This is a genomic window from Eubacterium ramulus (assembly GCF_003122485.1).
GTDB classification, from domain to species: Bacteria; Bacillota; Clostridia; order Lachnospirales; family Lachnospiraceae; genus Eubacterium_I; species Eubacterium_I ramulus_A.
Map to the genome: position 1 here is coordinate 1 of NZ_JRFU01000015.1, position 2,203 is coordinate 2,203.

Below are 2,203 nucleotides of genomic sequence, written 5' to 3' on the forward strand. Positions count from 1 at the left end.
CTGACCAGAATCACGCACCAAGTCTCACGTGCGTTCGACTTGAATTTTGTTCATATAATGGAATTTATATCCTATCGAAAAATCGATATAAACTGTTTCTAATCTGATTTTACTCCTATTTATAGTTTTTCTCAATATATTTATTCAAGTTATCAATATTAACAATTTTACTGGAAAATGCAGGAATGTTATACTGAATACAACAAAAACAGACGTAGTTATGCGTCAAAAACACAAAGGAGAACTGTTATGAAACTATTTAACAAAACATGGAAGCTTGCAATCGCAGGTGCCATTGTCGGTGTACTGGCAGCATTGCTTGCATTCTTCGGAAACCCGGCAAACATGGCAATTTGTGTGGCATGTTTTATCCGTGACACAGCCGGAGCATTAAGCCTCCATTCCGCAGCATCAGTACAGTATTTCCGTCCGGAAATCGTAGGATTTGTAGTGGGTGCATTTATTATTTCTCTGATCACGAAAGAATACAAAGCAACCGCTGGATCTGCACCAATGATCCGTTTTCTGCTTGGAATGATCATGATGATCGGTGCTTTGGTATTCCTTGGATGTCCGCTTCGTATGGTAATTCGTATGTCTGCCGGTGATCTGAATGCTTATGTAGCACTGATCGGTTTTGCAGGCGGCGTGGCAACCGGAACCTTCTTCCTGAAAAAAGGATTTTCTCTTGGAAGAGCTTATGAAACCAAGAAAGCAAACGGTATGGTATTGCCGATCGCGTTAATCGTATTACTGATCATCGGTGTGGCAACTGGTGCATATGCAGCAAGTACTGAAGGACCGGGAAGCATGCACGCACCGATCGCAATTTCACTGATCATCGCACTCATCATTGGTATTATCGCACAGATGAGCAGAATGTGCTTCGCAGGAAGTATCCGTGATGTCATTCTGATGAAAAACTTTGACCTGTTCAGCATTATCGGTGCACTGTTTGTCGTTATGTTAATCTACAACATTGCAACCGGAAACTTCCACTTAAGTTTCTCCGGTCAGCCAATCGCACATTCCCAGCATCTGTGGAACATCCTTGGCATGTATGTGGTAGGATTTGGTGCTGTACTGGCAGGTGGATGCCCGCTGCGTCAGCTGATCCTTGCAGGACAGGGTTCTTCCGATAGTACAGTAACATTCCTTGGAATGCTCCTTGGCGCTGCATTTGCACATAACTTCGGTCTTGCAGGAGCAGCAGCAAAAGCCGCAACTGAGACTGAGGCAGCAGTTGCAGGTGGTCCGGCTACCGCAGGTAAAGCAGCAGTGATCGCATGCATTATCGTATTATTTATCATTGCAGTAACAAACAAAAGAAATCTGAAAAGAGGAAAATAAAAATGGCAGAATTCATTGAAGTAGATGTAAGAGGACTTTCCTGTCCGGAACCGGTTTTGCTTGTCATGGACGCCATGGATGAACATCCGGGTGAAACCATTCGTGTGATCGGCGATGAAGCCCACACAAGAACAAACATTGAAAAAACATTAACCTATCAGAAAAAAGAGTTTCAGACCGAACAGAAAAACGGTTGCTTTGAAATCACATTTCGGGCATAATAAGGAAGCAGAAGATTAGGATATTTGTTATATGATCAAGTAAAAAACTGATTTTATCATGAAATAAATCTGTTCATGAGTAACATTTGTCATGCATCAATGATACCAGCATATTTGCTTAATTACGCTCATTACATATAGCAATATCAGAATTGAATTACATCAAGAAACGGAGAATTATCGTCATGCGAAAGAAAAAACCTTATCAGATTTTAACATTTCATACAACATCCGCTGCCATGGCTATGGAGCTGTATTGTAAAGAACATGACATCTCCGGTCGTCTGATCCCAGTTCCAAGGGAACTTTCCGCCGGCTGCGGTCTGGCATGGCGCATAGAACCTGAGGAATACGCCCGTTATAAAGACGATTTACTTGGTTCTCACATTGAAATCGAACAAAATGTGGAACTGGTCATTTAACCAATAAAAAGTCTCTCTGTTTCCGCTGTGTAAAGCAGTCAGCAGTAGAAGACTTGTCCATAACCAAAACCTTAAAGCAAAAAATCCCTCTGGAGAGAACAATTCTTCAGAGGGATTCCTATTTTCAATTCGTATAACTATCTATCAATGGCAATTTTTTAACATTCAAGAATGCTCCGGCATTCTTGTTGCGAGGTGCGCGTCATGCAA

The 2,203-nt window shown here is 41.8% G+C and carries 3 protein-coding genes; all 3 read left to right on the forward strand.

Going from position 1 to position 2,203, the window contains the following annotated elements; genetic code table 11:
* The first annotated feature begins 249 nt into the window (after positions 1–249).
* The 3 genes from yedE (at position 250) to LG34_RS01875 (ending at position 1,993) form a co-directional block, all read left to right on the forward strand.
* A complete protein-coding gene (gene yedE / locus LG34_RS01865; protein WP_242979772.1) occupies positions 250–1,350 on the forward strand; it encodes a YedE family putative selenium transporter in 1,101 nt (366 codons plus the stop codon).
* Between the two features lie 2 nt (positions 1,351–1,352).
* Entirely contained in the window at positions 1,353–1,571 is a 219-nt protein-coding gene (locus LG34_RS01870; protein WP_109214625.1) for a sulfurtransferase TusA family protein, read from the forward strand.
* Positions 1,572–1,756: 185 nt separating this feature from the next.
* The gene (locus LG34_RS01875) at positions 1,757–1,993 is read left to right on the forward strand and encodes a DUF3343 domain-containing protein (protein ID WP_109214626.1); all 237 of its coding nucleotides are present in this window, start codon (positions 1,757–1,759) and stop codon (positions 1,991–1,993) included.
* Positions 1,994–2,203 lie beyond the last annotated feature (210 nt).